At 70.7% G+C, this 26,323-nt stretch carries 21 protein-coding genes and 1 pseudogene; 14 read left to right on the plus strand and 8 right to left on the minus strand.

Annotation, left to right across the window (positions count from 1 at the left end):
• Window positions 1-620 precede the first annotated feature (620 nt).
• The 7 genes from ACFZDK_RS03780 to ACFZDK_RS03810 all read left to right on the plus strand — a co-directional run bounded on the left by ACFZDK_RS03780 (window position 621) and on the right by ACFZDK_RS03810 (window position 7,656).
• On the plus strand, window positions 621-1,394 hold the full coding sequence (locus tag ACFZDK_RS03780; protein ID WP_390969400.1) for an isoprenyl transferase: 774 nt from the start codon (window positions 621-623) through the stop codon (window positions 1,392-1,394).
• Between the two features lie 409 nt (window positions 1,395-1,803).
• Entirely contained in the window at window positions 1,804-3,129 is a 1,326-nt protein-coding gene (locus ACFZDK_RS03785) for a PhoH family protein (protein WP_390969402.1), read from the plus strand.
• Window positions 3,130-3,546: 417 nt separating this feature from the next.
• Window positions 3,547-4,236, plus strand: a complete 690-nt coding sequence (locus ACFZDK_RS03790; protein WP_390969404.1) for a transglycosylase SLT domain-containing protein — start codon at window positions 3,547-3,549, stop codon at window positions 4,234-4,236.
• Between the two features lie 137 nt (window positions 4,237-4,373).
• Window positions 4,374-5,711, plus strand: coding sequence for an AI-2E family transporter (locus ACFZDK_RS03795; RefSeq protein WP_390969406.1), 1,338 nt, complete (start codon window positions 4,374-4,376; stop codon window positions 5,709-5,711).
• A gap of 140 nt (window positions 5,712-5,851) precedes the next feature.
• Window positions 5,852-6,757: a MarR family transcriptional regulator gene (locus ACFZDK_RS03800; RefSeq protein ID WP_390969408.1), complete on the plus strand. Its 906-nt coding sequence runs from the start codon at window positions 5,852-5,854 to the stop codon at window positions 6,755-6,757.
• A 79-nt stretch (window positions 6,758-6,836) separates the two neighbouring features.
• A complete protein-coding gene (locus tag ACFZDK_RS03805; protein WP_390969410.1) occupies window positions 6,837-7,223 on the plus strand; it encodes a roadblock/LC7 domain-containing protein in 387 nt (128 codons plus the stop codon).
• 4 nt (window positions 7,224-7,227) lie between these two features.
• Complete coding sequence (locus tag ACFZDK_RS03810) at window positions 7,228-7,656, plus strand: hypothetical protein (protein WP_390969412.1); 429 nt, start codon at window positions 7,228-7,230, stop codon at window positions 7,654-7,656.
• A gap of 69 nt (window positions 7,657-7,725) precedes the next feature.
• On the opposite strand, the gene ACFZDK_RS03815 is transcribed toward ACFZDK_RS03810, so the two are convergent.
• From ACFZDK_RS03815 to ACFZDK_RS03825, 3 genes are read right to left on the minus strand one after another with little or no spacing between them, the layout of a single operon-like run.
• Window positions 7,726-10,068 (minus strand): FtsX-like permease family protein, encoded by a 2,343-nt coding sequence (locus ACFZDK_RS03815; RefSeq protein ID WP_390969414.1) that lies wholly within the window; start codon window positions 10,066-10,068, stop codon window positions 7,726-7,728.
• Window positions 10,065-10,754, minus strand: a complete 690-nt coding sequence (locus tag ACFZDK_RS03820; protein WP_390969416.1) for an ATP-binding cassette domain-containing protein — start codon at window positions 10,752-10,754, stop codon at window positions 10,065-10,067. The genes ACFZDK_RS03815 and ACFZDK_RS03820 overlap by 4 nt, the downstream gene beginning before the upstream one ends.
• A complete protein-coding gene (locus tag ACFZDK_RS03825; protein WP_390969418.1) occupies window positions 10,751-11,275 on the minus strand; it encodes a helix-turn-helix transcriptional regulator in 525 nt (174 codons plus the stop codon). Before ACFZDK_RS03825 ends, ACFZDK_RS03820 begins: the two co-directional genes overlap by 4 nt.
• A gap of 190 nt (window positions 11,276-11,465) precedes the next feature.
• Here ACFZDK_RS03825 and ACFZDK_RS03830 point away from each other — a divergent pair, with 190 nt between their 5' ends.
• From ACFZDK_RS03830 to ACFZDK_RS03840, 3 genes are all read left to right on the plus strand, one after another.
• The gene (locus ACFZDK_RS03830) at window positions 11,466-12,404 is read left to right on the plus strand and encodes an NAD-dependent epimerase/dehydratase family protein (RefSeq protein ID WP_390969420.1); all 939 of its coding nucleotides are present in this window, start codon (window positions 11,466-11,468) and stop codon (window positions 12,402-12,404) included.
• The gene (locus tag ACFZDK_RS03835; RefSeq protein ID WP_390969422.1) at window positions 12,401-13,312 is read left to right on the plus strand and encodes an RNA polymerase sigma-70 factor; all 912 of its coding nucleotides are present in this window, start codon (window positions 12,401-12,403) and stop codon (window positions 13,310-13,312) included. Before ACFZDK_RS03830 ends, ACFZDK_RS03835 begins: the two co-directional genes overlap by 4 nt.
• Window positions 13,313-13,516: 204 nt before the next feature.
• Complete coding sequence (locus ACFZDK_RS03840) at window positions 13,517-15,949, plus strand: transglycosylase domain-containing protein (protein ID WP_390969424.1); 2,433 nt, start codon at window positions 13,517-13,519, stop codon at window positions 15,947-15,949.
• Window positions 15,950-16,067: 118 nt separating this feature from the next.
• On the opposite strand, the gene ACFZDK_RS03845 is transcribed toward ACFZDK_RS03840, so the two are convergent.
• The 3 genes and pseudogenes from ACFZDK_RS03845 to ACFZDK_RS03855 form a co-directional block, all read right to left on the minus strand.
• Window positions 16,068-18,161, minus strand: a complete 2,094-nt coding sequence (locus ACFZDK_RS03845) for a SpoIIE family protein phosphatase (protein WP_390969426.1) — start codon at window positions 18,159-18,161, stop codon at window positions 16,068-16,070.
• 304 nt (window positions 18,162-18,465) lie between these two features.
• Window positions 18,466-19,181, minus strand: a pseudogene (locus ACFZDK_RS03850) (DUF402 domain-containing protein).
• An 84-nt stretch (window positions 19,182-19,265) separates the two neighbouring features.
• The gene (locus ACFZDK_RS03855) at window positions 19,266-20,651 is read right to left on the minus strand and encodes an aspartate ammonia-lyase (protein WP_390969428.1); all 1,386 of its coding nucleotides are present in this window, start codon (window positions 20,649-20,651) and stop codon (window positions 19,266-19,268) included.
• Window positions 20,652-20,836: 185 nt separating this feature from the next.
• On the opposite strand from ACFZDK_RS03855, the gene ACFZDK_RS03860 reads away from it, so the two are divergent.
• Window positions 20,837-21,211, plus strand: a complete 375-nt coding sequence (locus ACFZDK_RS03860; protein WP_390969430.1) for a hypothetical protein — start codon at window positions 20,837-20,839, stop codon at window positions 21,209-21,211.
• 125 nt (window positions 21,212-21,336) lie between these two features.
• Here ACFZDK_RS03860 and ACFZDK_RS03865 read toward each other — a convergent pair whose 3' ends face one another.
• Window positions 21,337-23,004, minus strand: coding sequence for a FumA C-terminus/TtdB family hydratase beta subunit (locus ACFZDK_RS03865; RefSeq protein WP_390969431.1), 1,668 nt, complete (start codon window positions 23,002-23,004; stop codon window positions 21,337-21,339).
• 181 nt (window positions 23,005-23,185) lie between these two features.
• Here ACFZDK_RS03865 and ACFZDK_RS03870 point away from each other — a divergent pair, with 181 nt between their 5' ends.
• On the plus strand, window positions 23,186-23,887 hold the full coding sequence (locus tag ACFZDK_RS03870; protein WP_390969433.1) for a DUF1707 domain-containing protein: 702 nt from the start codon (window positions 23,186-23,188) through the stop codon (window positions 23,885-23,887).
• 152 nt (window positions 23,888-24,039) lie between these two features.
• The gene (locus ACFZDK_RS03875) at window positions 24,040-24,423 is read left to right on the plus strand and encodes a WhiB family transcriptional regulator (RefSeq protein ID WP_355718226.1); all 384 of its coding nucleotides are present in this window, start codon (window positions 24,040-24,042) and stop codon (window positions 24,421-24,423) included.
• Between the two features lie 176 nt (window positions 24,424-24,599).
• On the opposite strand, the gene glpX is transcribed toward ACFZDK_RS03875, so the two are convergent.
• Window positions 24,600-25,637 (minus strand): class II fructose-bisphosphatase, encoded by a 1,038-nt coding sequence (gene glpX, locus ACFZDK_RS03880; protein ID WP_390969436.1) that lies wholly within the window; start codon window positions 25,635-25,637, stop codon window positions 24,600-24,602.
• A gap of 126 nt (window positions 25,638-25,763) precedes the next feature.
• On the opposite strand from glpX, the gene ACFZDK_RS03885 reads away from it, so the two are divergent.
• Window positions 25,764-26,288, plus strand: a complete 525-nt coding sequence (locus ACFZDK_RS03885) for a DUF4245 family protein (RefSeq protein WP_390969438.1) — start codon at window positions 25,764-25,766, stop codon at window positions 26,286-26,288.
• Window positions 26,289-26,323: the final 35 nt, after the last annotated feature.

Genomic DNA, 26,323 nt, shown 5'->3' on the forward strand with positions numbered 1-26,323 from the left:
GTAAGTTCAGACCAAGGTAATTCGCGTGAGCAAAGCTGCGCGGTCGGCACCGCGCAGTGGAGGGGGCTGCGCGGTGCCGTGTTGCCCCGCGGGTCCGCGTCAAGCCGCCGTTCGCAGCGGGGGTAGCCCGTCGGAGGGACGGGCGGACAACCCGCCGAGGCGTCCCCAAGACGGCCCAAACCCTCTTGATCTCCCCGTATGCGGCCACTTTTCCTGGGATTCCGCTGCGAATCGGCCATGCGAGGCCCTTGGATCCAGCGCTTCTGGCCCATCGGGGCGTCGCCGGACGACTCCGGAGAGTAGTTGTGGCACGCCGATGCACGCAGCATCACTTACAAAGGGTTATGGTGGAAACCCCCCCTCGGGCCGGTCCGTCTCCCCCCCACGGACCGGCCCGTTTTTTCTGCCCCGGTTCTTGAGCGTCCCGTCAGGGGCGCGGGGCTGTGACGATGTGCGGCTGCCGCCGCGTGGGCGCGACCGGCCACCCCCCACCCGCAGCCGCGCGACAACCGCACCCTCCTCCCCCCTGGGCGCCATCCCCACCGAACCCCCCTCAACTCCCAGCGGGGTAGGCTTCGGCGGGCGGACCCCCGCATCCGAATCACGAGGGGCGGACTCAAGTGACCCTGCGCGACAAGCTGCGCGGCCTGCTCGTCAGGCTCTACGCACGCCGGGTGGAAGGCCACCTGGACCACGCTCAGGTGCCCAAGCACATCGGCGTCATCATGGACGGCAACCGCCGCTGGGCGAAGGCCGCCGGCTCCAGCACGGTCCACGGCCACCGCGTCGGCGCCGACAAGATCGAGGAGTTCCTCGGCTGGTGCTCGGAGACGGACGTCGAGGTCGTCACCCTCTGGCTGCTGTCCACGGACAACTTCGACCGCGCCAAGGAAGAACTGGTCCCCCTCCTCGGCATCATCGAGGACGTCGTCCGCACCCTCGCCGCCGACGGCCGCTGGCGCGTCCACCACGTCGGCACCCGCGACCTGCTGCCCTCCCCGATGCAGACGGCGCTCAAGGAGGCCGAGGAGTCCACCGCCCACGTCGACGGAATACTGGTCAACGTCGCCATCGGCTACGGCGGCCGCCAGGAGATCGCCGACGCCGTCCGCTCGATGATCCTCGACGCCCACGACAAGGGCGTCGCGATGGACGAGCTCGCCGACTCCGTCGACGTCGACATGATCGGCCGTCACCTCTACACCGGCGCCCAGCCCGACCCGGACCTGGTGATCCGCACCAGCGGCGAGCAGCGGCTGTCCGGATTCATGCTCTGGCAGACCGCGCACTCCGAGTACTACTTCTGCGAGGTCTTCTGGCCCGCGTTCCGCAAGGTCGACTTCCTGCGCGCCCTGCGGGACTACGCGGCCCGGCACCGCCGCTACGGCGGGTGACGCCATCGTGACGGCGGACGTCAACACGGCATACGACCCCCGCCACCGCCGCCACGCTGGATAACCCCGTCATTACGGTGGATGACCCCACCTCGCCCATGAGGCGTAAATCACCCGTTTCGGGGCGTGAGTAACGTGGAGTTCACCTGCGCGTCGTTGCAGTCCGTGGCATGGCGGCGCATGTTCGAGGGCATAAGGCAAGCAGGTCGATGCCCGAACCACGGGCATCGGATCTCAGTGGGCGGCTCGGGGCCGTCCACCCGGGAGGCCCTTTGCACCAGCCCGACCGTGCGGTCACGGCACGGAAGAAGCAGCGGGGGGCCGGTTTTCGGCCCGTGCAGGGCGGCCGTCAACCGGTCCAGCTCCTCTTCGTCGCTCCCCGACCTCATCCGAGGGGGTACGTCCTTCCGTGGTGACCAGCACAACGCGCCGCAAGTCCGACCGGCGCACCTATGTTCTCGACACCAGCGTCCTGCTGGCCGATCCGAACGCCATGGCCCGCTTCGACGAGCACGAGGTCGTGCTCCCGATCGTCGTGGTCACGGAACTGGAGGCCAAGCGGCACCATCCCGAACTCGGCTACTTCGCCCGGCAGGCCCTGCGCCTGCTCGACGACTACCGGGTCCGGCACGGCCGTCTCGACGCCCCCATCCCGATCGGGGACCTCGGCGGCACGATCCGTGTCGAGCTCAATCACTCGGACCCCAGCGTGCTGCCGAGCGGCTACCGCCTGGGGGACAACGACTCCCGCATCCTCGCGGTCGCCCGCAACCTGCAGGCCGAGGGGTATGACGTCACGGTCGTCTCGAAGGACCTGCCGCTCAGGATCAAGGCCTCGTCGGTCGGCCTCCTCGCCGAGGAGTACCGCGCCGAACTCGCCATCACGGGCACCTCCGGCTGGACCGGAATGTCCGAACTGACGCTGTCCGGCGAACAGGTGGACATCCTCTTCGAGGAAGGCCATGTGTACGCGCCGGAGGCCGCGGACCTCCCCGTGCACACCGGCCTGACCATCCAGTCGGAGCGCGGCAAGGCGCTCGGCCGGGTGACGGCCGAGGGCAACATCCGTGTGGTGCGCGGCGATCGTGAGGCGTTCGGCATCAAGGGGCGCAGCGCCGAGCAGCGGATCGCGCTCGACCTGCTCCTCGACCCGGACGTCGGCATCGTCTCGATGGGCGGCCGGGCCGGCACCGGTAAGTCGGCGCTGGCGCTGTGCGCGGGCCTGGAGGCGGTCCTGGAGCGCCGCCAGCACCAGAAGGTGATGGTCTTCCGTCCGCTGTACGCGGTCGGCGGCCAGGAACTCGGTTATCTGCCGGGCTCCGAGGCGGAGAAGATGAGCCCCTGGGCGCAGGCGGTCTTCGACACGCTCTCCGCGGTCACCAGCCGCGAGGTCATCGAGGAGGTGACCGCCCGCGGGATGCTGGAGGTGCTGCCGCTCACCCACATCCGCGGCCGCTCCCTCCACGACGCCTTCGTGATCGTCGACGAGGCCCAGTCGCTGGAACGGAACGTCCTGCTGACCGTTCTGTCCCGGATCGGCGCGAATTCACGGGTGATTCTGACCCACGACGTGGCGCAGCGGGACAACCTGCGGGTGGGGCGTTACGACGGTGTGGTCGCCGTCGTCGAGAAGCTGAAGGGGCATCCGCTCTTCGCGCACGTCACCCTGACCCGGTCCGAGAGGTCCCAGATCGCCGCCCTTGTGACCGAAATGCTGGAGGACGGACACATCTGATCCGTGTGTCCAAGTTGGGTTGATTACCCGTCGGTTGGCGCCGTCCGGCAAAGGCCTTGAGCCTAGTCGGGCGGCGCCTTCGCGCGTGCTGCTTTCCTGAAATCCCCTGGGGGAAACAGGATGTGAGCTTTCACACGCAACTCAGAATTGCCACCCGGCGTCTGGTTACGGCAGAGTCTCACTCCTGTCAGGCCCCGCATACGACACACCTGTACCCCCAGCGGTACGGAAACACAGCAGCACCACAGCTAATTCCATAGCGACGTCGTATGCCGCCCGAGCACCACGCGGCGCTCCCTCCGGGGAGTTGCCCACCGGGCCCGTGTCTCCCGTGACCCAGTAGTGAGGAGGCCAGCGCCAGGGGCAAGATTGCGTCCGCCAGGGTCACCGAAGCGGGCGATGCTGGAAGGAAACCGTGTGAGCCGGATTTCGGTCCGGGGATTCGCAGTGGCCTCGGCCACCGCGGTCACCGCTGTCGGAAGCGTCGTCGGTGTTGCCTCGGGCAGCGTGGCGCAGCCGAACAACGACGCAGAGGCGACAGCAGCCGACACCACGCTGCTCGCGGACCTCCCCGCGGGTCAGCAGGCGACGGTCCAGACCGCGTCCCTCACGCAGCAGGCCGACGCCGTGGCCATCCAGGCCGACGCGACCGCCAAGAAGGACGCCGAGCAGTCCGCCCGTGTGGCGGCCGCCAAGAGCGCCGAGGCCAAGAAGGCCGCGGCCGAGAAGGCGGCCAAGGAGGCCAAGGAGCGCGCCGAGGCGAAGGAGGCGGCCAGCCGGTCCTCCGCGTCCAGCTTCCCGGTCCAGAGCTCCTACACCGTGGCGCAGATCCAGGCGATGGCGCAGCAGATGGTGGCCAGCGGCCAGTTCCAGTGCTTCAGCAACATCGTGGACCACGAGTCCGGCTGGAACTACCGGGCGGTCAACGCCTCCTCCGGCGCCTACGGCCTCTTCCAGGCCCTGCCCGGCTCCAAGATGTCGTCCGTCGGCTCCGACTGGCAGACGAACCCGGCCACGCAGATCAAGTGGGGCCTCAACTACATGAACTCCCGCTACGGCAGCCCGTGCGAGGCGTGGTCCTTCTGGCAGGCGAACCACTGGTACTAGAGCCCACTCGGCTTCTCAACCTTTGACAGCCCCTCCCCGTCCTAGGGGGAGGGGCTGTCGCCCTGTACGGTCGGACCGAACGACTCCAGGGGGGAGTGGTGAGGAGCACCCGGGGACGCGGGGGAAGAGGGCGGATCATGTCGCGAGTGCCTCAGTGGCTCGGCCGGCTCGGTGCCGGCCTGACCGAGATGGGCGAGCGATTGGACGAGCGCCGGGCCGAGGTGGAGCGCGAGCAGACCGAGCCCGAGCCGTCCGCTCCGGCGGTGCCCGCGCCGGCGCCCGCACCGGAGACCCCCGTCGCCGTCGCCGCGCCCGCGCGGAAGCCCGTACCGCGTCCCGACCCCGTGACGGCCATCCCCTGGGGGGTGCGGGTCGCCGCCGAGGCCGGCTGGCGGCTGCTGGTCCTGGCCGGCACCGTCTGGATCCTGATGCGGGTCATCAGCGCCGTCCAACTCGTCGTCTTCGCCTTCGTCATCGCGCTGCTGATCACCGCCCTGCTGCAGCCCACGGTCGCCTGGCTCAGCCGCTCCGGGATGCCCCGCGGCCCGGCCACCGCGCTCACCGCCATCTCCGGGTTCGTGGTGATCGGCCTGCTGGGCTGGTTCGTGACCTGGCAGGTCATGGAGAACATCGACACGCTCTCCGACCAGGTCCAGAACGGCATCGACGACCTGCGCGACTGGCTGCTCAAGGGCCCCTTCCACGTCACCGACAAGCAGATCAACCAGATCGCCAAGAACCTCCGCGAGGCGATCGGCGCCAACACCGACGAGATCACCTCGTTCGGGCTGGAGGGCGTGCAGGTGGTGGTGGAGGCCCTGACCGGCATCCTGCTGGTCTTCTTCTCCACGCTCTTCCTGCTGTACGACGGCGCGCGCATCTGGCAGTGGTTCCTGAAGCTGGTGCCGAGCGCGGCCCGGGAGGGCGTGGCCGGCGCCGGCCCGCGCGCCTGGCGCACGCTGACGTCCTACGTCCGGGGGACGGTGCTCGTCGCCCTCATCGACGCCATCTGCATCGGCCTCGGCATCTACTTCCTGGACGTGCCCATGGCCGTCCCGCTGGCCGTCTTCATCTTCCTGTTCTCGTTCATCCCGCTGGTCGGCGCGGTGGCCTCCGGCGCCCTCGCGGTGGTCGTCGCGCTCGTCACCCAGGGCGTGTTCACCGCCGTCATGACCCTGGTCGTGGTCCTCGCGGTGCAGCAGATCGAGGGTCACATCCTCCAGCCGTTCATCCTCGGCCGCGCGGTCCGCGTTCACCCCCTCGCCGTGGTCCTCACGGTCGCGGCTGGCGGCATGGTCGCGGGCATCGGCGGCGCGGTGGTGGCCGTACCGCTGGTCGCGGTGATGAACACGGTGGTCAGTTATCTGCACCAGTACTCGCGCGAGCGATACGTGGACGTGGACGAGGGTGTGGAGCCCGAGGACGTGGAGCCCGAGGATGCGGAGCCCGAGAACGCCCCCAGTTCGATCAAATGAGTGTCGAACAAAGTGATTTGAGCGGCCGAACATTCCAACTTCCGTCAGCTCGGGACAGCTGGGAAATCCCCGGCTGAAATATGCCATCGAACTGATACACATACCTCCTCGGTGCGAAAGCGCGAAAAAGAGGGGGGGCGATGTCGGAGGTTCGGGATCCCCTCGGCAGGGCCGGTTACGGCCGGCTCGCGCACGCCCTCATCGCGTGCGGGCGCGAGGGGTTCAGCGGCGAACTGCGAGTGCCGGGCAGCCCGGGCGGCGCCTTCCATCTGCGCGGCGGCCTGGTGGTCGCGGCCGACAGCCCCGGCTCTCCCGGCCCCGAGGCGCTGCTGCTGCGCTCCGACCGTATCGACGGCGAGCAGTGGGCCGAGCTGGTGCGGGCGTCCGGCGGGGCGCGCTGGCCGGTGGCCGGCCTGATCGCACGCGGCTACGCGGGAGCGGCCCAGCTCAGAGTGGTGTGCGTGATGGCGCTGCAGGACGCGGCCTTCGCCATCGTGGCCGGCCGGGTGGACGGCTGCGAGGCCGTCCTCGGCACCGAGCCGTACGCCCCCGTCGCCGTCGGCGAGGCCCCCGCCCGGCTGCTGCAGGAGGCGAACCGCAAGCTGGCCGCCCTGGCCGCGCTGCCGCACCCGGTGCGCCCCGACCGGGAACGCCCCCGGCCCGTCTCCCTCGCGGCCGACCGTCCCCGCACCCCCCTGCAAGAGGAGCTGCTGAGCCACGCCGACGGCCGCCGCACCGCCCGTGACCTTGCCTTCCGTACCGGCCGCGGGGTCTACACCGTCACCGTGGAGGTCGCGCGGATGCTCGGCGAGGGGCTGCTGGAGTGTGCCGCGCCGACCGCCCCCATCCGGATGCCGGTGGCGGCCCCCGTCGTACGGCACCGGGAACCGCCGCCTCCGCCGCCGCCCCCGGAGCCGATCACGGTCCCCGCCCAACTGCCCCGCCGTGAGCCCGGCGCCAGCGGCATCACCGAAGCCCTCGGCCCGCAGAAGAGCGGGGCGAGCTGGAAAGGGTTCTTCCGGCTGCGGCACGGAACGGCCAAATGAAAACGGAACGGCGGAATGAAAAAGGACGCGTCGACCGCCGCAGCGGTCGAATTCAGTCAGGAACGAGGGAGTTGAGCACATGAATCATGAAGCCCTGGCGCAGGAAATGCGCGGGCTGCGCGAACGGGTCACCGGAATCACCGACACGGCCCTGGCGGCCGCCGACGGAATGCTCATAGCCGCCGACACCGCCGATTCCATCGACCCGGAGGGCCTCGCCGCCCTCGCGGCCGCCGGCCTCGGCCTGGCGCGCCGCACCGCCGAGGCCACCGCGCGCGGTGTGCTGCGGCAGACGGTGACGTACGGCAGCCACGGCTGCGTGGCGTTCTACGCCGTCGGCGACACCGCCCTGATGGTCGTGCTCGGCGACGAGGGGATGGACCTGGACCGCCTGCACCGGGCGACCCATCCGGCCCTCGACCGCATCGGCTCGATCCTCACCGCGAAGGCACCAGAGGGAGTGTGAAGGGATGGCGACGAAGCGTATGGCCACGGGGTTCTCCGACCAGGTGATGAGCCTGGTCAAGTCACTGCGGAACGAGACGCCGGAGTGCGTCGCGTCCGGGGTGGTCGACATGTCCACCGGGATGCTGCTCTCGTACGAGACGATCGACAACCATCCGCCCGAGGTCCTGGACCTGCTGGCGGGCGCCACCCTGGACCTGTTCCAGGGGCGCACGGTCGTGATGATCGAGGACGTCTTCAAGGAGCGCCGCGGCATCACCGGCGACAACCACTTCTTCCAGGAGATCCTGGTCAACAGCGACAACCTCACCCACCTGTTCATCCGCATGAACGAACAGCAGGACGTCGTGGCCGTGATCGTCTGCCGCAAGTCGGTGAACGTCGGCATGCTGCTCGCCCAGGCCCGGAGGGTGGTGCGGGAGCACAGCCTGTGACCGCGCGGCACGTGGGCCCCTCCCGGCGGGGGAGGGGCCCACGTGCCGTGCGGCGAGGACCGGCCGGCGCTACTCGGTGCGCAGGCCGTCCGGGCGCATCAGGCGCAGCAGCGCCGGGAGGCTGAGCAGGGTCACGGCGAGCACGATCGCCGCGCCGATGCCGGTCATGGACAGCACGCTCGCCCAGTCCACCCGCAGCGGCACCGCCGTCATCTTCATCAGCACCCCGCCGAGCGCCAGCCCGACCGCCATGGCGAGCAGCAGGCCCAGCGCGATCGGGATCGCCGCCTGCCACAGCACGGACAGCGTGAGGGTACGGCGCCGGGTGCCGAAGGCGATCAGCGCCGACAGCAGACGCTTGCGGTCCCGCAACTGCTCCAGCTGGGAGACCAGCAGGCTCGCCCCGATCAGGGCCAGGACGGCGGCGGCACCGACGAACAGGCCGGTGCGGATGGCGCCGTACTTCTCGTCCCGGGTGGTCGCCGTCCACGTCCAGGCGTAGGTGAGCGGGGCGATGCCCATGGCGACGGTGCGCACCTGCTCCTCCGCGTCCGGCACCGCCGGGTCCAGCCGCAGGTACACGCTGCCGCGCAGGGTCGTCAGCGCCTTCGCGGGCAGCGCGGACGGGGTGACCAGGATCCCGCTGAGGTCGGTGTTGAGCGCGTCCTTGCGCGTGGTCACCTTCGGCAGCTTCGCCGGCACGGTCCAGGGGACCTCGGCGCCGGGGGTGTCGTCGGCGTAGGACGGGGCGACCACCACCGAACGGCCCGGGGTCAGCAGCTTGCGCGCCGCCGGTTCGTCGGCCCAGTCGGCGGACAGGAAGGCGTCCCCCTCGCGGCAGGAAGGCAGGGCCGCCACCTCGCGCAGGGCCGCGCAGTCACCGACGATGACCTGCATGGTGTAGTCCGGGTCGTGGCGCTGCACGGCGTACTCCGTCCGGGACAGCGCCGCCGCCGCCTTCACCCCCTTGGTCCGCTTGAGCGCGGCCCCCGCGGCGGCCACCTGGACGCCGTCCGGCAGGTCCACCTCCATCTGGGCGCGGTTCGGGTCCTGCCCGGTGTCCTTGGTGTAGTCGGCCTGGACGCCGGCGAACAGCATCTGGAGGGCGATCGCGCCGGCCACCGCGACCGCGACGCCGTTGACCATCCGGGCGGCCGTACCGCTGCTCAACTGGAGCCTGCGCACGGCCAGTTGCCAGGAGACGGCGCCGTCGCCGAGTCGGGCCACGGTGCGCTCCACCACCCAGGGCAGCAGCGCGGTGATGCCGACCAGCAGGGCCAGGACGCCACCGATGACCAGGTACTGGTTGAAGTTCCCGTTGTCGCCGCCCTGCCCGATCATCGGGGCGAGCATCGCGAGGCCGCCGACCGGCAGCAGCAGCCGCCACCACAGCCGGCGCCGGGTGGGCCGGGCCGTGCGGACCACGCCGAGCGGTTCGATGACGACCCGGCGCAGCGCGAACAGGGTGACCAGGACCGCGGCCGCGGGCACCGCGAGGGCGACCAGCGTGGCCAGAGCCGGCGTCGGGTTGAGGTAGTCCGGGTAGATGCTGACGTCGAACAGCTCGATCGTGGCCGCCGCCTGACTGCCCAGCAGGAAGAACCCGGTGCCGAGCACCAGGCCGAGCACGGAGCCCGCCATCGCCTCCCCGGCGGCGATCCGGCGGACCATCCGGCCGTCGCAGCCCACCAGCCGCAGTGCCGCGAGCCGCTGGTCGCGACGCTCACCGCCGAACCGTACGGCGGTGGCGATGAAGATGCCGACCGGGGCCAGCAGCACCACGAAGACGAGCAGCACGAGCAGCAGCAGGATCGGGTCGAGCCCTTCGGACGACTGGCCGGAGACGTCCCCGAACCGCTTGACGCGGCCCACCTCGGGGTTGTGCCCGATCTGCCGGTCCAGCCCCTTCGCGCCCATGTAGTAGGCGAGTTCGGTCGGTCCGATCAGCCCCCGCTCCCCGATCGTGCCGACCACCTTCGCGGGCAGCCGCTCGCGCAGCAGCCCGTTGCCGGGCGCCTTCAGCAGCTTGTCCAGGGCGGGGGAGACGTACATCTCGCCGACCGCCGGGACGCGGTCGATGCCCACCGGCACCGGCGCGTGCGGCCCGTCCGGGGCGACCAGCCGGGCCCGGATGTCCGCGCCGTACCACGAGGTGTTCACATGGGCGACGACGATCGTGTCGTCCGCCGCCGGGATCTTCGCCGGGGTGATCGAGAAGTCCTGCCGCGCGTCCTCCTTGGCGTGCCGGGCGTCCAGGATGTTGGGCACCGCCGAGGTCAGCAGCAGCAGTGCCACCCCGAGGCCCACCCCGACCGCGGTGAGCACCGCCCGGATCCAGCCCTCGCGCCCGCCCGTGAAGGCGAACCGCGCCCCCATGGCCAGATCCCCGGCCCAGCGCCGCCCCCCGCTCATACGGTCCGCTCCATGTCCCGGGACTTCCCGTCCCGTACGACGATCTCGCGGTCGGAGTAGGCGGCCACCCGTGCCTCGTGCGTGACGAGCACGACGGCCGCGTTGGTGGAGCGGGCGGCGTCGGTCAGCAGCTCCATCACGCGCTCGCCGTTGAGGGAGTCCAGCGCGCCGGTCGGCTCGTCCGCGAACAGCACCCGCGGCGAGGTCACCAACGACCGTGCCACCGCGACGCGTTGCCCCTGGCCGCCGGAGACCTCGCCGGGCCGCTTCTTCGCGAGCTCGTCGACCTCCAGGCGCTGCATCCAGCCCAGCGCGGTCTTCTCGGCCTCCTTGCGCGAGGTGCCGTTCAGCCGCAGCGGCAGCGCCACGTTCTCCACACAGGTCAGTTCCGGCACCAGCTGCCCGAACTGGAAGACGAACCCGAACTCGGAGCGCCTGAGCGCGCTGCGCTCGGCGTCGTTCATGGTCGCCATCTCCCGCCCGGCGTACCGGATCGACCCGGCGTCGGGCGGCACGATCCCGGCGAGACAGTGCAGCAGGGTCGACTTCCCGGACCCGGACGGGCCCATCACGGCGACGACCTCGCCGGGATGTATGGAGAACCCGGCGCCGTCTAGGGCGACGGTCGGGCCGTAGGCCTTGCGCAGGCCCTCGGCGGCGAGCAGCGAACCGGCGGGGGCGTTCACCTGGCCACCTCCGCGCGGAGCTTGTCGAGCCGGGCCGCGGTCAGCTCCAGCCACCGCAGGTCCGCCTCCAGGTGGAACAGCGCGTGGTCGCAGACGAGCTGGTCCGCGAGATCGCCGTGGCGCTTGCGGTCGGTGAGGATCCGCATGCTGCGCAGGTGCTCGGAGCGCTGGCTGTCGAGGATGTCGCCGGCGTTGCGGTGCGTCAGCAGCGCCAGCACGACCTTGGTGTACAGGGTCGACTGGAGGTACTCCTCCGGCTTCTCCGGAGTCGCCAGCCACTTGTCGACGTCGGTGACGCCGGCGTCGGTGATGGCGTACCGCTTGCGCTCGGGCCCGCCGCCCGCCTCGATGCCGTCGACTTCCACGAGCCCGTTCTTCAGCAGCCGGGACATCGTCGAATAGACCTGGCCGTAGTGGAGCGGCCGGTCGTGACCGAACTTCTCGTCGAAGGCCCGCTTCAGGTCGTAACCGTGGCGCGGGCCGGACTCCAGGAGCCCCAGAAGGGTGTGACCGATGGACATGCCAGCACTCTACACACGGTGTATACGCGGTATGTATACGCGCAGTGTGCAGATCATGGCGGGGTGTGTGTCCCCGCAGGTCGAGGCCGATTGTCACGGTTCTGCGACAGCGGAAGTCCGCCGATGTCACAGGAGCGGGGGCCTGCTTCGTCATCTCCTTCGTGAGTCGGTTTCCCGGATCCGGAAGGTGATGACCGTGCGGGTGTTCGTGGCAGGTGGCAGCGGGGTTCTGGGACGGCGGCTGGTGCCCCGGTTGGTGGCGCGGGGGCACCGGGTGACGGCCACGACGACCAGTGCGGCCAAGCTGGGGCTGCTGAGGGAACTGGGCGCGGAGGGGGTCGTCATGGACGGCCTGGACGCGCTCTCGGTCGGGGCGGCGGTGGCCGAGGCCCGCCCGGACGTGATCGTGCACCAGCTGACCGCGATCTCCGTGGCGCACGCGGGCAAGCCCGACATCAAGCACCCCGACCGCTGGTTCGCCCTCACCAACCGGCTGCGCACCGAGGGCACCGACCATCTGCTGGCCGCCGCCGAGGCGGCCGGCGTCCCGCATGTCGTCGCCCAGAGCCACGCCAGCTGGAACGGCATCCGCGAGGGCGGCTGGGTGAAGACGGAGGAGGACCCGCTGGACCTGATGGAGGGAACGCCCGCGCACGGCGGCATGCTGGCCCTGCGTCACCTGGAGGACGCGGTGCTGCGGGCCGGCGGCGCGGCCCTGCGCTACGGCGCCTTCTACGGCCCGGACGCCATCGACGACCAGGTGACCCTGGTCCGCAGGCGCCAGTACCCGCTGGTCGGCCGCGCCACCGGGTACAGCAGCTGGATCCACCTCGACGACGCGGCCGACGCCACCGTGCTGGCCGTCGAGCAGAAGGCGCGGGGCGTGTTCAACATCGTCGACGACGAGCCGGCGCCGGCCGCCGACTGGCTGCCGTATCTCGCCGAGTGCGCCGGGGCGAAGCGGCCCTACCGGGTGCCGGTCTGGCTGGCCCGGCTGCTGGCCGGCGAACAGGCGGTGGTGATCATGACCCAGGGGCGCGGCTTCTCCAACGCCAAGGCCCGGCGGGAGCTCGGCTGGGAGCCGCGGTACCCGTCCTGGCGGCAGGGGTTCAAGGAGGAGCTGGCATGACCCGGGACGAGGAGTTCGAGGAACTGCGCCCGCTGCTGTTCGCGATCTCGTACCGCATCCTGGGCAGCGTCGGCGAGGCCGAGGACGCCGTCCAGGACACCTGGCTGCGCTGGACGGCCGCCGCGACGCGACCCGCCTCGACCCGGGCCTACCTCTCGGCCGTGGTCACCCGGATCTCGATCGACGTCCTGCGCTCCGCACGGGTACGGCGCGAGGAGTACGTCGGCGCGTGGTTCCCCGAGCCGCTGCTGACCGACCCCTACGAGGACCCGGAGCGCTCCGCCCAGCTGGCCGACTCGGTCTCGATGGCGGCCCTGCTCCTCCTGGAACGGCTCTCCCCGCTGGAGCGGGCGGTCTTCGTCCTGCGCGAGGTGTTCGGCTTCTCCTTCGGCGAGGTCGCCACGGCCGTGGAGCGCACGGAAGCGGCCTGCCGGCAGCTCGCCGTCCGCGCCCGCCGTCACATGGAGGCCGGCCGCCCCCGCTTCGAGGCCGACCGCAAGGAGCGCGAGGAACTCGCCGGACGCTTCTTCGACGCGTTCCGCGAAGGAGACGTGGAGGGCCTGCGGGCACTGCTGGCGGCCGACGTCCGGGTCACCGGCGACGCGGGCGGCAAGGCGCCGCTGTGGGGCGAGGCTCCGCTCGTCGGCGCGGCCCGGGTGGCCGAGGTGATGGAGGTGCTCCTGCGGCGGTTCCGCGCGGCGGGCGTCGTACTGGAGCCGCACGAGGTGAACGGGCAGCCGGGCGCGGTCCTCCGCGACCGTGCGGGCAGGGTCGTCAGCATCATGGCCCTCGACATCGCCGACGGCCGCGTGCAGGCCATCCGCTCGGTCCTCAACCCGGACAAGTTGGGGCATGTGGGTCCGGTGGTGGACGCGTGGGCGCTGTCCAGGGAGGTGGGATCGGACTGACGGGGAATCCCGAGGCAACCCTCCGCCTGCTCTGCTCGTCGGTTCCGTTGGACGGGGTGCTGATTGTCACGTCCGTAAAAGGACGGATCGTGCGCTCTTTGTCATAGACAGCGGTGTTAGTTTTCTGGACTGACCTGAGCCACGTACTTGTGTGACACCCGTACACACGTGTGACAGCCGAGACGAAGCGGAGCAGACGGACTCATGGGACGAGCGGAAGAGAGAAGAGCGCGACAGCGTGGCGGCCGCCGCGCCGCGCCGCCCCGGCGCCGCCCGTCGCAGCAGCCCGAGCCCGAGACGCCGGCGACGGCGGGCGGCACCACCACGGTGGTCGAGTCGCCGGAGGCCGAGGGCGGCACCCGCGCGGAGCGCCGCCGGGCCGCCGCGAAGAAGCCCGGCAAGGACGGGAAGAGCGGCAAGGTCGGCAAGGACGGCAAGCCCGTCCGGGGCCGCATACGCAGGCTGTTCACCTGGAAGAAGATGCTCGGTGCCTTCTTCGCCTGCTGTCTGCTGGGCATCGGCGCGTTCATCCTGCTGTACGTGATGGTGGGCGTCCCCGAGGGCAACGCGCTCGCGCAGACCCAGAGCAACGTCTACAAGTACAGCGACGGCTCGGTCCTCGCCCGCAAGGGCACCGTCAACCGCGAGATCGTGGACCTCTCCAAGGTCCCGAAGGAGGTCCAGCACACCTTCGTCGCGGCGGAGAACAAGACCTTCTACAACGACAACGGCATCGACCTGAAGGGCATGGCCCGCGGCCTCTACAACACCGTGCGGGGCCGCGGCACCCAGGGCGGTTCGACGATCACCCAGCAGTACGTCAAGAACTACTACCTCGACCAGGACCAGACCGTCACGCGCAAGCTGAAGGAACTGGTCATCTCGCTGAAGGTGGACCGCGAGAAGTCCAAGGACGACATCCTCGCCGGCTACATCAACACCAGCTACTACGGCCGGGGCGCCTACGGCATCCAGGCCGCCGCCCAGGCCTACTACCGCGTCGACGCCCAGGACCTCAACGTCCAGCAGGGCGCCTATCTGGCCGCGCTGCTGCAGGCGCCGAGCCAGTACGACTGGGCGGTGGCCGGGCCCATCGGCAAGAAGCTGGTGCAGCAGCGCTGGAACTACGTCCTGGACAACATGGTCGGCCAGGGCTGGCTCGACAAGTCCAAGCGGGACGACATGAAGTTCCCGATCCCCAAGGCCCCGAAGGCCGCCTCCGGTCTGGAGGGCCAGAAGGGCTACCTGGTCGAACTGGCCAACACCCAGCTGGAGAACCAGCTGATGAAGGCCCAGGGCATCACCAGGTCCGAGGCGGAGGCCCTGGTCGTCGACCAGGGCTGGACGATCACCCTGAACATCGACCCGAAGAAGCAGACCAAGCTGGAGGCGGCCGTCAAGAGCCAGCTCACCAGCAAGCTCGACGGCAAGAAGCGCAAGGTCGACAAGAACGTCCAGGCGGGCGCCGTCTCCGTCGACCCCAAGACCGGCAAGATCGTCGCCCTCTACGGCGGTGTCGACTACTACAAGCACTACACGAACAACGCGACCCGCGCCGACTACCAGCCGGCGTCCACCTTCAAGCCGATCATCCTCGCCGCCGCGGTCGACCAGAACGCCGAGACGCAGGGCGGCAAGGCGATCAACGCCAACACGATCTACGACGGCACCAGCGGCCGCGCGGTCAAGGGCAGCGACATCGCCTTCGCACCGCCGAACGAGGACGACGCCGACTACGGCAACATCACCGTGCAGACGGCGATGAACAAGTCCGTCAACTCGGTGTTCGCGCAGATGGGCGTGGACGTCGGCATGAAGAACGTGCTGAAGACCGCCGACGACCTCGGCCTGGACACCTCCGACCTCCAGGCGGTGCCCGCGATGACCCTGGGCACCATGGGCGCGAGCCCGCTGGAGATGGCCGGGGTGTACGCCACGCTCGACAACCACGGGGCGAAGGTGACCCCGTCGATCCTCGCGTCGGCGGAGAAGACCGGCAAGAAGGTCGACCTGCCGAACCCGATCGGCGGCCAGGTCATCAGCCGCACCACGGCCGACCAGGTGACCTCGGTGCTCACCGGTGTGGTCGACGACGGTACGGCCAAGCTCTCGGTGGCCCAGAACCCGCTGCGCAAGGGCCAGCAGGTGGCCGGCAAGACGGGTACCTCCGACTACAACAGGTCGGCCTGGTTCACCGGTTACACGCCGGACCTGGTCACCTCGGTCGGCCTGTTCGGCGAGGACGCCAAGACCCACAACCAGGTCTCGCTGACCGGCGCCACGGGTCTGATCCCCGGCACCGGCCGGATCAACGGTGGCGGTTACCCGGCACAGATCTGGGCGGCGTACACCTTCGGCGTCACGAAGAAGCAGAAGTTCGACCTGAACACCACGCTGGGCGCGGCGGTCAAGCCGACGGCGACCCCGACGTACAGCTCCACCCCGTCGGAGACCCCGTCCGAGACTCCGAGCCAGACGCCGACCAAGTCCGCGACCCCGTCCCAGACCCCGTCGCAGACCCCGAGCCAGAGCCCGACCAAGTCCGCGACGCCGACCACCACCGCCCCCTCCACCCCGGTGGAGACCCCGACCGGCGACATCACCGACAACCCGCTGGACCCGGCGGACGGCCAGTAACGAACGACCGGCACCCGATGTCCCGAGACGGGGCCATCGGGTGCTTCGTCGGGCCCGGGAACTGCGCGACCAGCCACAGCCGGTCCGCAGCTCCCCGACGACCTGAAGCCCTGCGGCGCTATCTGTTCAGCTCGAACCAGACGACCTTCCCGGTGCTGAGCCGGGTCGCTCCCCACCGTCTGGCCAGTCTGTTGACGAGGTACAGGCCCCGGCCGCCCTCGTCCGTCGCCCGTGCCTGCCGCAGCCGCGGCAACTGGGGCACGTCGTCACCCACCTCGCACCGCAGTACGTCGGTCCGCAGCAACCGCAACGTCACCGGCCGCGAGGCGTACCGCACCGCGTTGGTGACCACTTCGCTGACCAGGAGCTCGACGGGGTCGGAGAGTTCCTCCAGCCCCCAGCGGGCCAGCGCCCGCCGCGCGAGGCGCCGGGCCCGGCCCGGCGCCGCGTCCTCCGGCTCCAGGAACCAGTACGCGACGTCGCTCGGCGCGATCCCGTCGAACCGGGCCGCGAGCAGCGCGATGTCGTCGTCGCGGTCACCCGGCCCGAGCATGTCGAGCACCTCGTCGCACAGCGCTTCGAGCGGCGGCGGATGATCCGGCCCGGTCAGCTGGGCCGTCGCGGCGAGCTTCTCCCGCAGCTGCTCTATGCCGGTCCACACGTCCCGCAGCCGGGACTCCACCAGACCGTCGGTGTACAGCAGCAGCGTCGCCCCGGCCGGCGCGTCCAGCTCCACCGCCTCGAAGTCGACCCCGCCGACCCCGATCGGCGCCCCCGCGGGCACCCGCAGCACCTCGGCACGCCCGCCCAGGTGCAGCAGCACCGGCGGCGGATGCCCGGCGTTGGCGATGGTGATGCGGTGCGCCACCGGGTCGTAGACGGCGTACAGGCAGGTCGCCATCCGGTCGGAACCGAGCCGCTGGGCCTGCTCGTCGAGGTGGTGCAGCACCTCCTGCGGCGGCAGGTCGAGCCCGGCCAGCGTCTGCGCGGTGGTCCGCAGCTGCCCCATGATCGCGGCCGAGGTCATCGAGTGCCCCATGACATCGCCCACGACCAGCGCCACCCGGCTCCCCGGCAGCGGGATCGCGTCGTACCAGTCACCGCCGACCCGCGCGGTCTCCGCGGCCGGCAGATAGCGCGAGGCCAGCCGCACACCCGTGGCGCTCGGCAGGTTCTCCGGCAGCATGGTGCGCTGCAGCTCGTCGGCGATGTAGGCCTCCCGGCCGTACAGCACCGCCTTGTCGATGCCCAGCGCGCTGTGCGTGGCCAGCTGGGCGGCGACGAGGAGATCGTCGGCCTCGAACGCGAGCCGCTCCGGGCGGCGCAGGAACAGCGCCGCGCCGATCACCCGGCGGCGGCCGCGCAGCGGGGCGAGGATCGCGTGCTGGGCGCCCGGTACGAGCGACTCGTTGCCCTCGCCGAGGAGTTCGGGGAGGGCGGCGCGCGCGGCGGGGGAGTCGGCGAAGACCGGCCGTACGCCCCGCAGCACCTCGTTCAGGGCGCCGCCCGGCCGTACCTCGCACAGCTCCGCGGTGAGCGCGGCCAGGCCGATGTCGGCCGGATCCGGTTCCGGCACCGGCAGCGGCGGGAAGCCGCCCTCGGTGTCCCGCTCCTCCGGGATCCGGTCGGTGCGGCGCAGTCGCAGCACCACCGGACCGACGGGCCGTTCGTCGCCGACCGGCAGCGGGTCGCGCAGATAGACCAGGATCGCGTCCGAGAAGGTCGGCACGGTCGCCCGGCACAGCCCCATCACGATCTCGTCGAGATCGATGCCCCGGGCGATCCGCCGGGTCGCGGCGCCCACGAACCGCAGCCGGTCGCCGTCCCGCCGCATCGGCATCGGCCGGCCGGGCGGCAGCCCGCGTCCGCTGCGGCGCTCCTGGGGGCCCACCGCCCGCTCCGGCTCGGCGCCGGGCTGCGGGGGGATGCCCTCCGGGGTGGGGCGCGGCCGGTGTGGATCGGGCTCAGCGCTGGTGGGCTGGGCGTGCTCGGGGCCGTTGACGGAGTGCTCCTTGGACGTACTGGTACCGGGACCGGAGGGCGTCTCGCCCGCACGGGCCTGCGCCGGTAAGCCGGCGGCACCGAGCGGCGGGGACTGCGCCTGGGTCTGTCCCTGTGGTGGTGGCTGCGAGGAACGCAGGAGCGCCCCGCGGGCCTGAGCGGGGTCGGCGCCCGGCTGTGGGCGCTCGTAGGAGGTGGGGTGCTCCGTCACGCGAGTCGAATCCGTCCGTCCGGGGCTGCGCGCCGCGCGCGCAGATGGTCCCGCCGAAGTCCCGATACCCGGATTAGGTGCCCCAGGAACGGAATTCCGGCGTGGCTGGAGGCTGTTCCTGTGCCACCGGCGAACGATCTGCGGCCCGCGCGCCGTTCGCCCGTGCTGCCCTCGTACCCCTCGCTCACGTCCTGCCGCCCCTCGGTGACGTTCGGTCAAGCCCGGCGCATGATCCGGGAGTTGTGCTCACGCTTCCTTGCGGAGGACGATCCTACGGTTGTGGACCGGGGGCGCATCAAGGGTCTCATGAGGACACGTGCGCGGGCGTACGGTCCCAGTCCTCCGGCAGTGACGGTACCGCCCAGGACGGGTCCGGGCGCCAGTGCTGCCAGCCGTCCGAGAAGGGCGGCTCCCAGGCCCGTACGGCGGAGACCGCGGCCAGGGGCCCGCCGCCCGTACCGTTTCGGCCGTCTGAGCGTCCATCAGGCCGTCCCGCTGGGCCTGCGCGAACTCGTCCTCGTCGAGCCAGCGCCAACTGCGGTCCGGGTGCACGGAGATGTCCAGGAAGTGGTCCTCCGAGTCCACTCCGCCGCCCCAACGAACGAGCGGCTGCTCAAGATTGACGTACCAGTTCTTGAACCGCCAGCCCGGCTCCCAGAACAGCCACACCGACCAGGGCTGACCGGGCCGGGCCAGCTTCAGCACGCCCGTGCCGTGCCAGTGGCCGCGGGTGACGGTCCGGGGCTTGGTGTAGCGGGACTCCAGCGGCTCCTCACCGACAGACGAGCCGTCGGCGAGCACGGGCCGGACGCACTCGGTGCCGGGGGCCAGCCAGACGGCGAGCAGCTCCTCGTCGTCCCGGACGACGGTGACGGGGCGCGCGATGTGGAAGCCGGGCCCGGCGTTCTCCCGGTACCGCCACAGGATCCGGCTGCCCGGAGCCCAGAAGCCGGTCCCGTTCCCGGTCGCACCGCCCGTTTCCCCGCGCGTCACGCGTCTCACCGCTCCACCGTCTGCCATGCACAGATATTAGGTGCCACAGGCATACGACGCTGCGGCGGACGTCACGGTTCTGGCCGGGCGGCGCGAAACGTTCGTACCCGGTTACGGCCGCGTCATCCGCAGGACATCCAGCGCCTCGTCCAGCTGCCGAACGGTCAGGTCGCCCCGCTCGACGTACCCGCCGTCGAGGACGACCTCACGGATCGTCCTACGTTCCGCCAGCGCCTTCTTGGCCACCTTGGCGGCCTCCTCGTACCCGATGTACTTGTTGAGCGGCGTGACCACGGACGGCGAGGACTCGGCGTACTCCCGGGCCCGCTCCCGGTTCGCGGTGATCCCGTCCACGGTCCGGTCGGCGAGCAGCCGCGACACGTTGGCGAGCAGCCGGACGGACTCCAGCACGTTCTTGCCGATGACCGGAAGCATCACGTTGAGCTCGAAGTTGCCGGCCGCCCCGGCCACGGCGATGGTCTGGTCGTTTCCGATCACCTGCGCGGCCACCATCAACACCGCCTCGGGAATGACCGGGTTGACCTTGCCCGGCATGATCGAGGACCCCGGCTGCAGATCCGGCAGGGCGATCTCGGCGAGCCCGGTGCGCGGTCCCGAGGCCATCCAGCGCAGATCGTTGGCGATCTTCGTCAGGCCGACCGCGATGGTCCGCAGCTGCCCGCTGGTCTCCACGATCCCGTCCCGGGCGCCCTGCGCCTCGAAGTGGTCGCGGGCCTCGGTGAACGGCAGCCCGGTGGCCCGGGCGACCTCCTCGATCACGGCGGCGGAGAAGCCGGGCGGGGTGTTGATCCCGGTCCCGACGGCGGTGCCGCCCAGCGGCAGCTCGGCGAGCCGGGGCAGCGAGGCCCGCAGCCGCTCCACCCCGTACCGCACCTGCGCGGCGTACCCACCGAACTCCTGTCCCAGGGTCACCGGAGTGGCGTCCATCAGATGGGTCCGCCCGGACTTCACGACGTCGGCGAACTCCTCGGACTTCCTGGTGAGCGCGTCGGCGAGGTGTTCGAGGGCCGGGATCAGGTCCCGGGTCACGGCGGCGGTGGCGGCGATGTGGATCGACGACGGGAACACGTCGTTCGACGACTGCGAGGCGTTGACGTGGTCGTTCGGGTGGACGTCCCGCCCGAGCCGCTCGGTCGCGAGCGTCGCGAGAACCTCGTTGGTGTTCATGTTCGAGGAGGTCCCGGAGCCCGTCTGGAAGACGTCCACGGGGAACTGGTCGTCCCAGCGCCCCTCGGCCACCTCGGCCGCCGCCTCCTCGATCGCTTGGGCCAGGTCCTTGTCGACCACCCCCAGCTCGGCGTTCACCTTGGCCGCCGCCCCCTTGATCCGGGCCAGCGCCTCGATGTGCGCGCGCTCGATCCGCTGCCCGGATACGGGGAAGTTCTCGACGGCCCGCTGCGTCTGGGCCCGCCACTTGGCGTGGGCGGGGACCCGGACCTCGCCCATGGAGTCGTGTTCGATGCGGTAGTCGCTCATGCCCTTGTCAGCGATCGGGGCGCGGCGGTTGTTCCGGACCGTGGGCCCATTGGCACCACCGACGTCACCGGGTCGGGGGACCGCGCCCCCGCCCGCCGGGCGGTACATCACGGACAAATGTGAATATCGACCCAAGGTGGCTCGGCGACTCCCGCCGTCACCACGGCTGGCAGGAGGACCAACCGATGAACTTCACTCCCAAGGGTCTGCTCGGCGCCATCGCGGCGGTGTCCATAGGCACGGCGACCCTGCTGGGTGCGGGAGCCGGCACCGCAGGCGCAGCGGGCGGTGCCCACCGGGCCCACTGCGACCGCGCCGAACGCCCCGTCTGGAGCGGCGACCCCAGCCGCAACATGACCGGCCACGGCTGCAGCCTGCCGTCCGGCGAGCGCCGCTGGTACCGCGTCGAGGTCGACGATCTCGTGGAGGCCCACCACAAGACGGACTACCTCGCCGGCCCGGTCGACCGCACCGAGAAGCTGCACGACCGGACCATCCGATGCATGGGCTACACCGCCGACGGCGACACGGTGAACTGGTTCGGCTGCGTCCCTCACTGAGGCGCGACGGCACCATCCAGCCCCCAGGACGGTGCGCAGGCGGGGGCGAAGGGGGCGCGGCCCCCTGGTGACGGGACGGGTAGGGGCGGCGGGGGCGAGATCCGCTCCCCGCCGCACCCGAGGCACTACGCCAGCCCGGGTCCCCGGACCGGAATCGTCGTGAACGTCGGCGCGGGCGCCGGGTCCTGGAAGAAGTCGTTGCCCTTGTCGTCGACGACGACGAACGCCGGGAAGTCCTCGACCTCGATCTTCCAGACCGCCTCCATGCCGAGCTCCTCGTACTCGACGACCTCGACCTTCTTGATGCAGTCCTGGGCGAGCCGGGCGGCCGGCCCGCCGATGGAGCCGAGGTAGAAGCCGCCGTGCGCGTCGCACGCGTCGGTGACCTGCTTGCTGCGGTTGCCCTTGGCGAGCATCACCTTGGAGCCGCCGGCGGCCTGGAACTGCTCGACGTAGGAGTCCATACGGCCGGCGGTCGTCGGGCCGAAGGAACCCGAGGCGTAGCCCTCGGGGGTCTTCGCCGGACCGGCGTAGTACACCGGGTGGTCCTTCAGGTACTGCGGCATCTCCTCGCCCGCGTCGAGGCGCTCCTTGATCTTGGCGTGCGCGATGTCACGGGCCACGACCAGCGGACCGGTGAGGGAGAGCCGGGTCTTCACCGGATACTTGGTCAGCTCGGCGAGGATGTCGTCCATCGGCTGGTTGAGGTCGATCCGCACCACGTCCTCGTCGGACAGGTGCTCGTCGGTGGTCTCGGGGAGGAACCGCGCGGGGTCCCGCTCCAGCTGCTCCAGGAAGACGCCCTCGGCGGTGATCTTCGCGACGGCCTGGCGGTCGGCGGAGCAGGAGACCGCGATGGCGACGGGACAGGACGCGCCGTGCCGCGGCAGCCGCACCACCCGCACGTCGTGGCAGAAGTACTTGCCGCCGAACTGCGCGCCGATCCCGATCTTCTGCGTCAGCTCGAAGACCTTCTGCTCCAGGTCCTTGTCCCGGAAGCCGTGCCCGAGCTCCGAGCCCTCGGCCGGGATCTCGTCCAGGTAGTGCGCGGAGGCGTACTTGGCGGTCTTCAGCGCGTACTCGGCGCTCGTACCGCCGACGACGATCGCCAGGTGGTACGGCGGGCAGGCCGCCGTACCGAGCGAACGGATCTTCTCCTCCAGGAACTTCATCATGGAGGCCTCGTTGAGGACCGCCTTCGTCTCCTGGTAGAGGAAGGACTTGTTGGCGGAGCCGCCGCCCTTCGCCATGAAGAGGAACTTGTAGGCGCCGCCGTCGGTGGCGTACAGCTCGACCTGGGCCGGCAGGTTCGACCCGGTGTTCTTCTCCTCCCACATGGTGAGCGGAGCCATCTGCGAGTAGCGCAGGTTGAGGTTCAGGTACGCGTCGTAGATGCCGCGGCTCAGCGCCGCCTCGTCGCCGCCCTCGGTCAGCACGTTCTGCCCGCGCTTGCCCATGACGATCGCGGTGCCGGTGTCCTGGCACATCGGCAGCACACCCGCCGCCGCGATGTTCGCGTTCTTCAGCAGGTCGAGCGCGACGAACTTGTCGTTGCTCGACGCCTCCGGGTCGTCGATGATCCGGCGCAGCTGGGCGAGGTGGGCGGGCCGCAGGTAGTGCTGGATGTCGTGGATCGCCTCCTCGGCGAGCTTGCGCAGTGCCTCCGGCTCCACCTTGAGGAACGTCCGCCCGTCCGGTCCCTCGACGGTGGACACACCCTCCGAGGTCACCAGCCGGTACGGGGTGGTGTCCTCGCCCTGGGGGAGCAGATCGGTATACGCGAACTCAGGCATCTCAGCCCATTCCTCACTCTGACGGACGGCCGCCCGCCGACGCTGGCGGGCGCTCACCAGCGTAGAACCTGCCGCTGACGGAGAGCCTGTGAGGTAAGGCTCAGTTCGAGAACCGCACCGGTTTTCCACAGGTCGCGACGAGGGGTAGTCGCGATCTATCGCGTTTCGGTACTCTGCTGCCGTGGACCTTCAGAAGCAGACCCTTCAGGAGCGTGCCGGAGCGCCGGTGGCCGAGTTGCGCGCCTCGGACGCCGACCGTGACCGTATCGCCGACATCCTGCGCGAGGCCCTCGCCGAGGGGCGCCTGACCGCCGACGAGCACGCCGAGCGCGTGGAGGGGGTGCTGAACGCAAAGACGGTGGGCGAGCTGGAGGTCTTCATACGGGACCTGCCCGCGGCCCACGCCGGCCCGGCCGGCCCGGCCTACACCCCGGTCCCGCCCCGGCCGACGCCCGGCGCCATCCCCGTCGAGGCGGACAGCAACGTGGTGGCCGTGTTCAGCAGCGCACGCCGCCGCGGCCGCTGGCGGGCCGGCCGCCGGCTGCACGCGTACGCCGTCTTCGGCTCGATCGAGCTCGACCTCACCGAGGCGATCTTCGAGTACCAGCAGGTCGTCATCAAGGCCGTCTCGGTCTTCGGCGACGTCCAGATCCGCGTCCCGGAGAACGTGTCGCTGCGCGGCACCGGCGGCGGGGTGCTGGGCAACTTCGAGGCGGACACCCTGGACTCGGTCGACCCCGACGCCCCGGTCGTCTACGTCGACGGCTGGGCCGTCCTCGGCAACGTGGAGGCGCGGCCGAAGCGCGGGAAGCTCATCGAGGACATCCTGGAGCGGGTGCAGGACAAGGTCGACAGGAAGTTGCGCAAACACCTGGACCGTTGACGGTCGCGAATCCCTCCACGGCGAGCGGCGCCCGGGGGTGTGAACAAGCCGCCGCACGACGGCCGTTGGGGACGCTGTGCATAGGCCCGCGCACAGCGGGTAGGCCTTGCTGCATCGTCTCTCGCTCGCGAAGCCGTCGTCAGGAGTAGACCGTGCTGCAACCGCCGCATTCGTCCCTGCAGGTCGCTGCCGTTCCGGCCCAGCGGGTGCCGGTGCGGGACAGGGACCAAGACGCACCCTGGCACACCGAGGCGGTGTGCCGGCGCGACGAGGCAGGCCTGTTCTTCGCACCCTCCAAGGAGCCCACCGCCGCCCGGCTGTCCCGGGAGGAGGCGGCCAAGCGGGTCTGCGCCCGCTGCCCGGTGATGGTCGAGTGCCGCGAACACGCGCTGCTCCAGCCCGAGCCCTACGGCGTCTGGGGCGGCCTCACGGCAGCCGAGCGCCGCGTGGTCCTCGCCCGCCGCAGGCGCCGCGACATGGAACTCAAAAAGGCAGCACGAGCGACGGCAGCAAACCGCATACCCCAAGCAGGCTGACAAAAGGCGCCCTCTCCGCACAGAGGGCGCCTTTTGAATTCCGCAGAGGGCCAACGCGCCCCTTGGGGGCGCGGGGCCGTGTCGATCTGCGGCTGCCGCCGCGCGGGCGCGACCAGCCACCGCACACCCGCAGTCGCCGACGCACCGGCAGCCCCTCCCCCGAAGGCGCCGCAGCCCTACTTCGCCTTGTCGAAATCGATCGTGCTGTACGCCCGCAGCTTGCGCAGCCGATGCTCGGAGTCGATCCGCCGCACCGTCCCCGACTTCGACCGCATCACGATCGACTCGGTGAGCGCGGTCTCCGACCGGTACCGCACCCCGCGCAGCAGCTCTCCGTCGGTGATCCCCGTCGCGACGAAGAAGACGTTCTCCCCGGTCACCAGGTCCTCGGTGGTCAGCACCCGGTCCAGGTCGTGCCCGGCGTCGATCGCCCGCTGCCGCTCCGCGTCGTCCTTGGGCCACAGCTTGCCCTGGATGGTCCCGCCCAGGCACTTCACCGCGCAGGCCGAGATGATGCCCTCGGGCGTGCCGCCGATGCCGAGCAGCATGTCGACGCCCGTGCCCTCGCGCAGCGCGTAGATCGAGCCGGCGACGTCACCGTCGGAGATCAGCTTGATGCGGGCCCCGGCCTCCCGGATCTCCTTGATGATCCCTTCGTGCCGCGGCCGGTCGAGGATGACCACGGTCACGCCCTCCGGCGAGGACCGCTTCGCCTTGGCGACCCGGCGGATGTTGACGGAGATGGGCGCGTTGATGTCGACGAAGTCCGCCGCGTCCGGGCCCGTGACCAGCTTGTCCATGTAGAACACGGCGGACGGGTCGAACATGGCCCCGCGCTCGGCCGCGGCCAGCACGGAGATCGCGTTGGGCATGCCCTTCGCGGTCAGCGTCGTCCCGTCGATCGGGTCGACGGCGATGTCGACCTCGGGCCCGGTGCCGTCACCGACGTGCTCCCCGTTGAAGAGCATCGGTGCTTCGTCCTTCTCGCCCTCGCCGATGACGACCACGCCGTTCATCGACACGGTGGAGACGAGGGTTCGCATGGCGCGCACGGCGGCGCCGTCGGCGCCGTTCTTGTCGCCGCGGCCCACCCAGCGACCCGCCGCCATCGCGGCGGCTTCGGTCACCCGGACGAGCTCCAGGGCGAGGTTGCGGTCGGGGGCCTCGGAGGGGACATCGAGTTCGGACGGCAGGTGATGATGATTCTCGGTCATCGGAGCGCACCTTTCTGATACGACGACGGCCGGATGAGGGTTTCCCGTCGACTCTATCGTCAGGCTGACAAAATGAGCAGGGGACCCCACGGATGAGCGCAAGGGGCACCTGCGACGATAGGGGGCGTGGCAGGCACGAACGGCAAGCAGAAGACGGTCCGGGACATGATTCTCTCCCTGGCCCTGATCGGTCTCGCGGCGGGCTTCATCTACCTGCTCGTCCCGCACGACGATCACGCTCCCGACATCCAGCGCGTCGACTACCGGGTCGAGCTGCTGACGGCACGGCGCGCGGCGAGCTATCCGGTGGCCGCGCCGGAGGGCCTGTCCGCCGACTGGAAGGCCACCTCGGTCCGTTTCCAGGGCGAGGACGGCGACCGCTGGCACCTCGGCTACCAGACCCCCGACGGTCAGTACGTCCAGATCGAGCAGTCCACTCAGAAGCCCGCGGACTTCATCACCGACGCCAGCCAGGGCGCGACGGCCACGAAGAAGACCGAGAAGATCGGCGACCGCACCTGGACGCACTACACCGGCGGCCGCTACGACGCCCTGGTGCTGGACGGCACCCCCGGCTCCACGACGGTGGTGGCCGGCACCGCCTCCTTCACCCAGCTGACGAAGATGGCCGCGGCGCTGAAGATGTCCTGACGCCCCTGACCTGACGCGAGAGGCCCCCGGCGCCG

Origin of the sequence: Streptomyces sp. NPDC007901 (genome assembly GCF_042959465.1) — a bacterium.
GTDB lineage: Bacteria > Actinomycetota > Actinomycetes > Streptomycetales > Streptomycetaceae > Streptomyces.

What these genes read in the sequence shown, in the direction of transcription:
- ACFZDK_RS03840 (WP_390969424.1), top strand. Translation starts at nt 13,517, where the DNA reads ATGGGACGAGCGGAAGAGAGAAGAGCGCGACAGCGTGGCGGCCGCCGC.
- ACFZDK_RS03865 (WP_390969431.1), bottom strand. Translation starts at nt 23,004, where the DNA reads ATGCCTGAGTTCGCGTATACCGATCTGCTCCCCCAGGGCGAGGACACC.
- ACFZDK_RS03795 (WP_390969406.1), top strand. Translation starts at nt 4,374, where the DNA reads ATGTCGCGAGTGCCTCAGTGGCTCGGCCGGCTCGGTGCCGGCCTGACC.
- ACFZDK_RS03860 (WP_390969430.1), top strand. Translation starts at nt 20,837, where the DNA reads ATGAACTTCACTCCCAAGGGTCTGCTCGGCGCCATCGCGGCGGTGTCC.
- ACFZDK_RS03805 (WP_390969410.1), top strand. Translation starts at nt 6,837, where the DNA reads ATGAATCATGAAGCCCTGGCGCAGGAAATGCGCGGGCTGCGCGAACGG.
- ACFZDK_RS03825 (WP_390969418.1), bottom strand. Translation starts at nt 11,275, where the DNA reads ATGTCCATCGGTCACACCCTTCTGGGGCTCCTGGAGTCCGGCCCGCGC.
- ACFZDK_RS03810 (WP_390969412.1), top strand. Translation starts at nt 7,228, where the DNA reads ATGGCGACGAAGCGTATGGCCACGGGGTTCTCCGACCAGGTGATGAGC.
- ACFZDK_RS03835 (WP_390969422.1), top strand. Translation starts at nt 12,401, where the DNA reads ATGACCCGGGACGAGGAGTTCGAGGAACTGCGCCCGCTGCTGTTCGCG.
- ACFZDK_RS03815 (WP_390969414.1), bottom strand. Translation starts at nt 10,068, where the DNA reads ATGAGCGGGGGGCGGCGCTGGGCCGGGGATCTGGCCATGGGGGCGCGG.
- glpX (WP_390969436.1), bottom strand. Translation starts at nt 25,637, where the DNA reads ATGACCGAGAATCATCATCACCTGCCGTCCGAACTCGATGTCCCCTCC.
- ACFZDK_RS03855 (WP_390969428.1), bottom strand. Translation starts at nt 20,651, where the DNA reads ATGAGCGACTACCGCATCGAACACGACTCCATGGGCGAGGTCCGGGTC.
- ACFZDK_RS03830 (WP_390969420.1), top strand. Translation starts at nt 11,466, where the DNA reads ATGACCGTGCGGGTGTTCGTGGCAGGTGGCAGCGGGGTTCTGGGACGG.
- ACFZDK_RS03800 (WP_390969408.1), top strand. Translation starts at nt 5,852, where the DNA reads ATGTCGGAGGTTCGGGATCCCCTCGGCAGGGCCGGTTACGGCCGGCTC.